Origin of the sequence: Streptomyces sp. YS-3, from assembly GCF_045257485.1 — a bacterium.
In the GTDB taxonomy this organism is placed as follows: domain Bacteria; phylum Actinomycetota; class Actinomycetes; order Streptomycetales; family Streptomycetaceae; genus Streptomyces.
This window is the reverse complement of record NZ_JBJHPC010000464.1, coordinates 1-5,694: the sequence shown is the minus strand read 5'-3', so window position 1 is coordinate 5,694 and position 5,694 is coordinate 1. Positions and strand designations below refer to the sequence as shown.

The 5,694-nt window shown below is 72.4% G+C and carries 5 protein-coding genes; 1 reads left to right on the top strand and 4 read right to left on the bottom strand.

Going from position 1 to position 5,694, the window contains the following annotated elements; translation table 11 throughout:
- Nucleotides 1–49: 49 nt before the first annotated feature.
- On the bottom strand, nt 50–940 hold the full coding sequence (locus ACJA3G_RS28270; protein ID WP_406555872.1) for a helix-turn-helix transcriptional regulator: 891 nt from the start codon (nt 938–940) through the stop codon (nt 50–52).
- A 63-nt stretch (nt 941–1,003) separates the two neighbouring features.
- On the opposite strand from ACJA3G_RS28270, the gene ACJA3G_RS28265 reads away from it, so the two are divergent.
- Entirely contained in the window at nt 1,004–2,551 is a 1,548-nt protein-coding gene (locus tag ACJA3G_RS28265) for an MFS transporter (protein ID WP_406555871.1), read from the top strand.
- Between the two features lie 91 nt (nt 2,552–2,642).
- Here the strand turns inward: ACJA3G_RS28265 and ACJA3G_RS28260 are convergent, their stop codons facing one another.
- From ACJA3G_RS28260 to ACJA3G_RS28250, 3 genes are all read right to left on the bottom strand, one after another.
- Nucleotides 2,643–3,404 (bottom strand): DUF6227 family protein, encoded by a 762-nt coding sequence (locus ACJA3G_RS28260; RefSeq protein ID WP_406555870.1) that lies wholly within the window; start codon nt 3,402–3,404, stop codon nt 2,643–2,645.
- A 167-nt stretch (nt 3,405–3,571) separates the two neighbouring features.
- Nucleotides 3,572–4,840: an Ig-like domain-containing protein gene (locus tag ACJA3G_RS28255; protein ID WP_406555869.1), complete on the bottom strand. Its 1,269-nt coding sequence runs from the start codon at nt 4,838–4,840 to the stop codon at nt 3,572–3,574.
- 191 nt (nt 4,841–5,031) lie between these two features.
- On the bottom strand, nt 5,032–5,694 hold a 663-nt coding region (locus ACJA3G_RS28250), incomplete at its 5' end, for a P1 family peptidase (protein WP_406555868.1).

Below are 5,694 nucleotides of genomic sequence, written 5' to 3'. Positions count from 1 at the left end.
GTGCCGGGGGCTCCCCCCTGCCCGGGGGAGGCCGCGCGCCCGCGCCCGGCTACTCGGGCTGCGGCCCCGCCGCCCGGGTGAGCCGGGACCCCAGATCCGCCAGATACTCCGTCAGCGCCCCGGGCGACGCCACCGCGAACTCGCAGTCCACCAGCGCCAGCCGGATCGCCACCCACTCCAGCGACTCCGTCACCCGCGCCCGCAGCCGGCACCGCGCCCCGCCGAGCGGCACCGGCGCCCCCATCGAGGGGGTGAGCCGCGCCGTCACGAAGTCGGCGGGCGCCTCGAAGGTCACATCCAGGTCCAGCTCCGGCTGCATCCGCGTCAGCGACCGGCTCACGAACTCCGCCGCGTCCTGCGCGGGCAGCTCCCGGGGTGCGAACCGCGACCCGGTCGCGAAGGGGGCGGCCACCCGGTCGACCCGGAACGTACGCCAGTCCTCGCGCTCGATGTCGTACGCGACGAGGTACCAGCGCCGGCCCGTCGACACCAGCCGGTACGGCTCGACCTGGCGGCGCGACTCGCTGCCGTCGCCCTTGCGGTAGTCGAAGCGCAGCCGCTCCCTGCCGGTGACGGCCGAGGCCATCACGGTCAGCGTGTGCGGGTCGACGCTCGCCCCGTCGCCGCGCCACGGGCCGGTCAGCGGCATCGTGGCGGCCTGGAGGGTGGCGACGCGGTGCCGCAGCCCCACCGCGATGGCCACCGCCTCCTCGTCGTCGAGGACCAGCGGCGGCATCGCCTTCCCCGCCACCAGCCGGTACCCGCCGTCGGCGCCCAGGGTCGCCTGGACCGGGTAGCCCAGCTCGCGCAGCCGGTCCACATCGCGGCGGACCGTGCGCCGCGAGACGGCGAGCCGCTCGGCGAGCTCGCCGCCAGGCCACTCGCGGGGCGTCTGAAGCAGGGAGAGGAGCTGGAGCAGCCGAGCCGGGGTGTCCGTCATGAGATCCAGGATGCGGGAAAATTAGGACGCGGTCTGACCTACATACGGTCTAACTTCTCTCCCATGACCTCCACCACGCCCACACCTCCAGAAGCCGCGGCCCCCGGCACAGCCGCCGCCGTGACCGACCGCCGACGGTGGTTCGCCCTGGCCATCGTGATGACCGCGGCCTTCATGGACCTGGTCGACGTCACGATCGTCAACGTGGCCATCCCCTCGATCCAGAAGGACACCGGGGCGACCTTCGCCTCGATCCAGTGGATCACCGCGGGATACGCCCTGGCGTTCGCCGCCGGACTGATCACCGGTGGCCGCCTCGGTGACATCCACGGCCGCAAGAAGCTCTTCCTCGTCGGTATGACCGGCTTCACCATCGCCTCGGCGCTCTGCGGCTTCGCCGCCAACCCGGAGATGCTGGTCGCCTCCCGCATCCTCCAGGGCGCCATGGCGTCCCTGATGGTGCCGCAGGTCCTGTCGATCATCCACGCCACCTTCCCGGCCGAGGAGCGCGGCAAGGTGTTCGGCATGTTCGGCGCGGTCATCGGCCTGGGCGCGGTCTCGGGTCCGATCCTGGGCGCGCTGCTGACCGAGTGGAACCTGTTCGGTCTGGAGTGGCGGCCGATCTTCCTGATCAACCTGCCGGTCGGTATCGCCGGTCTGGTCCTGGGCGCCAAGTTCATCACCGAGTCCAAGGCGCCCAAGGCCCTCAAACTCGACCTCGTGGGCGTCGCGCTGGTCACCCTCGGTCTGCTGATGCTGCTCTACCCGCTGACCCGCGGCCGGGAGCTGGGCTGGCCGCTGTGGGGCCACCTCTCGATGGCCGGCAGCCTCGTCGTCTTCGGCGCGCTCGTGGCGTACGAGCGGGTCAAGGCGCGCAGGGACGGCTCGCCGCTGGTGGAGCTCTCGCTGTTCCGGGTGAAGAGCTTCGCGGCGGGCATCGCGGTGCAGATGACGTTCGGCCTCGCGATGGGCATCTTCTTCCTGGTCTGGACGCTGTACATGCAGATAGGCCTCGGCTGGAGCGCGCTGCGGGCCGGTCTGACCGGTATCCCGTTCTCCATCGCCATGTCGGCCGCGGCGGGCATGTCCGTCCAGTCGCTGGTGCCCAGGTTCGGCCGCAAGGTGCTCCAGGCGGGCGCGCTGGTCACCGTCCTCGGCCTGCTGATCTACATCTGGGAGGCGCGCCACTTCGGGATGGACATCGAGTCCTGGCAGATGGCGCTGCCGCTGGTGGTGCTCGGCGTCGGCATGGGTCTGATCGTCGCCCCGCTCACCGACGCGGTCCTCTCCGAGGTCCCGCAGGAGCACGCGGGCTCCGCGTCCGGTCTGATCAACACCGTGCAGCAGATGGGCAACGCGCTGGGCCTCGGCCTGGTGTCGGTGGTCTTCTTCGGCGCGATCGACGACAACCTCCGGCTCGCCGAGATCGGCCCGGCGTTCTCGGACGCCTTCCAGCGCTCGCTGTGGGTCGTGGCGGGCGTCTGCGCGCTGATCTTCGTCGGGATGTTCCTGCTGCCGGCCAGGCCCAAGCAGCATCTGGAGGGCGGCGCGGAGGCGACCCCCTCCGACGACTCCGACGACGTGGCCAAGGAGCCGGCGCTGACGCCGTGACGCGGCGGGCGGACCGGTAGGACACCAGGACGCCGGGCCGGGTGGAGGGAACTCCACCCGGCCCGGCGTCCGTGTTTTCCCCGACCGTGTGTCAGGAGACCCGTGTGCGCCGCTCCACCGCCGCCCGCGCCGACTCCTGCGCCGCGTACACCTCGCACATGTGGCTGCCGTCCGGCGTCGCCGTGTGCTCGACCTCCCACAGGCTCAGCTCCACGCCGTCGCCGAGCAGGAACGCGTGCTCGTACAGGATGGCGCCGCCGCGCCCGGCCGCTCCGCCCGGGCCGCCCAGGGCCCGGGTGATGCGGTGGGCGAGGGCGCCGCGCAGTAAGCGGGCCACGCTCTCGCCGGGCCGGTCCGGGTTCTCGGCGCGGCGCAGCAGCCGCCGCGCGTGGTCGGCCGAGCCGTCCGCCTCGTACGTCCGGCCGGCCCCGGCGCGCTCCACCGGCGCCAGTCCGCCGAGGACCTCGACGCCGGTGAGGCCGGGGTCCAGTCCGTCGTCCCCCACCCCGGGCGCCAGGTCCGGCCGGACCCGGCGGCACAGCCGGGCCGCGGCGAGCACCGCGCTCTCCTCGTCCGCGTACACCTCGTTGCCCCGGGCGTGCACGACCTCCCAGAGGGTGACCGTGGCGCCGTCGAGGAGGAGATAGGTGTGGCGGTAGGTCTCGCGGCTGAGCCGGGGGCGGCCGGGGCCACCCGAGGCGTGCAGCGACGAGTGCAGCGAAGTGGTGTGCGCGAGGGCCGAATCCAGGCTCTCCACCAGCTCGTCCGGAAGGTCGAACGAGTTCAGCGCGCGGCCGAGCAGGCCGGCGAGGTGTTCCTCGGCCGTCTCGTACTCGCACTCGTTGGGCACCAAGGCGTCTCCCCGCCGTAGCTGTTCGTCACGTAGAGGGTGCTCAACGTAGCCCTTGCGCGCGCTTCGCGCAGCGGGCATGGCCGAAACATTCTCATCGGCTTGGAACGGCCGGGTGCGGCGGGGGAGCGGGCCCGGGGCGGGGCCCCGGGCCGTACTCCGACGGGCCGTCAGACGGCGCTGCCCGCCTGCCACTCGGTCCACGCCATGTTCCAGCCGTTCAGGCCGTTGTCGGGGGCGATCGTCTTGTCCGGCGAGCCCTTCACGGTCACCACGTCACCGATCAGCGAGTGGTCGAAGAACCACTTGGCGGGGGTGTCCCCCTGGGCGCCCCGGACGTCCTTCAGGCCCACACAGCCGTGGCTGGTTCCCGTGTTGCCGAACGGGTCGCCCTTGTACCAGTAGTTGCCGTGCAGAAACGTGCCCGAGGTGGACAGGCGCATCGCGTGCGGTACGTCCTTGATGTCGTACTCGCCGCCGAAGTTCACCGTGGCTCCGTTCATCCGGGTCTCGGTGAACTTCTCGGATATCACCATCTGTCCGTTGTAGGTGCTGTGTTCGGCGCTGCCGGTCGAGACGGGCAGGGTCTTGATGGTCCTGCCGTCCTGCTGCACGGTCATCTTCTGGGTCCTGGCGTCGACCGTGGAGACCTGGTTGCGGCCGAGGGTGAAGGTGACGGTCTTGGACTGCACGCCGGAGATGCCCTTGCCGCCCTGCACCCCGTCCAGGTCGATCTTCATCGTCACCTTGGACCCGGCCTTCCAGTAGTCCTGCGGCCGGAAGTCGAGGCGCTGGCCGCCGAACCAGTGGCCGACCACCTGCTGGCCGCTGCTGGAGCTGACCGTGATGTGCGACTGGACGGCCTTCTTGTCGGTGATCGCCTTGTCGAAGGTGAACGAGACCGGCATGCCGACACCGACCGTCGCGCCGTTGTCCGGCGTGTAGGTGCCGATGAAGCTGTTCTTCGGGGAGACCGTGGTGAAGGCGGAGTTCTCCGTCGCGGTCCGCCCCTTGTCGTCCTTGCCGGTCGCCATGATCTTGTACGGGGTGCCGCGCTCCACCTTCGCGGTGGGCTTCCAGGACAGCCCGTCGGCGGCGAGCGCCCCGGCCACGGCCTTGCCGGTCTGGGCCTCGACCATGGTGACCTGGGTGAGCTTGCCGCCCTGGGCGGTGACGGCGGTGCTGTTGACGCTCGCGTCGGTGGAGCCGTCCTTCGCCGAGATCGTGATCTTCAGTGTGGAGACGTCCTGGGCGGGGGCCGAGTCGCCGGCCTTGCCCTTGCTCCCGTCCTTGTCGGACCCGGACGCGCTGCCGCCACAGGCGGTCAGGGTCAGGGCGCCGAGCAGCAGCGCCGACGCGGCGGCGAAAGCCCGCCGCCGGGCGCGCAGTTGCTGCGGGGTGCGGGACTGCGGCTGCGCGGCGGTGTCGGGCGAGATCACGTCGTTGCTCCATCTGTGCGTACGTCACTCCAGTACGTGCACAGAGCACCCACATGGCCCTTACGGTTGCGGGGGCGCCCTGTGACTCACGCCACAAGGGGGGCGCGACCGGGCGCGTCCGGGAGTGCCCGGGTGCGTCCCAGTGCGCCCGGGGGCGTCCGGGGGCGTGCTCAACTCCCGTACAGCTCCCGTTACGACGGGAACGTCCCGCCGGGTCCGTCCACCCCCTCGGCGGCGAGCACGGCCTTGGTGATCGCCCGGGCCACCACGTCCGCGCCCGCCGCCAGCACCGAGTTGAGGCCGACCGGCGACAGCTCCGCGCCGACGCCGGTGGCCAGGGCGAAGACCGTGTCGCCGTCGTGCATCAGATGCACCGGCCGGATCGCCCGGGCCAGGCCGTCGTGCGAGGTGCCCGCGAGCTTCTGCGCCTGCGGCCGGGTGAGCGGCGCGTCGGTGGCGACCACCGCGAGCGTGGTGTTCAGGGGCGGCAGTTGTGAGGTGGCGAGAGCCGCCTCCAGCCGCCGCACGGCCGCCTCGTGGACGCCCGGTTCGGGGTACGTGACGCGCCCCGCCGCCCCGTACAGCGCCCCCGTCGCCGGGTCGAGCACCGACCCCGCGCAGTTGACGACGACCAGCGCCCCGACGGTGGCGCCGGAGGGCAGGGTGAGGCTCGCGGTGCCGACCCCGCCCTTGAGGCCGCCCGCGACCGCCCCGGTCCCGGCGCCGACGCCGCCCTGGGCGACCTCGGTGCCCGCCGCCTCGACGGCGGCCCGGCCGGTGGCCGCGTCCGGGCGGGCGCGCCAGTCGCCGCCGCGCCCGAGGTCGAAGAGGCAGGCGGCCGGGACGACCGGGAC

Bases quoted from the DNA above. Each gene is read 5' to 3' on its own strand.
- ACJA3G_RS28265 (WP_406555871.1), top strand. From the start codon at position 1,004: ATGACCTCCACCACGCCCACACCTCCAGAAGCCGCGGCCCCCGGCACA.
- ACJA3G_RS28270 (WP_406555872.1), bottom strand. From the start codon at position 940: ATGACGGACACCCCGGCTCGGCTGCTCCAGCTCCTCTCCCTGCTTCAG.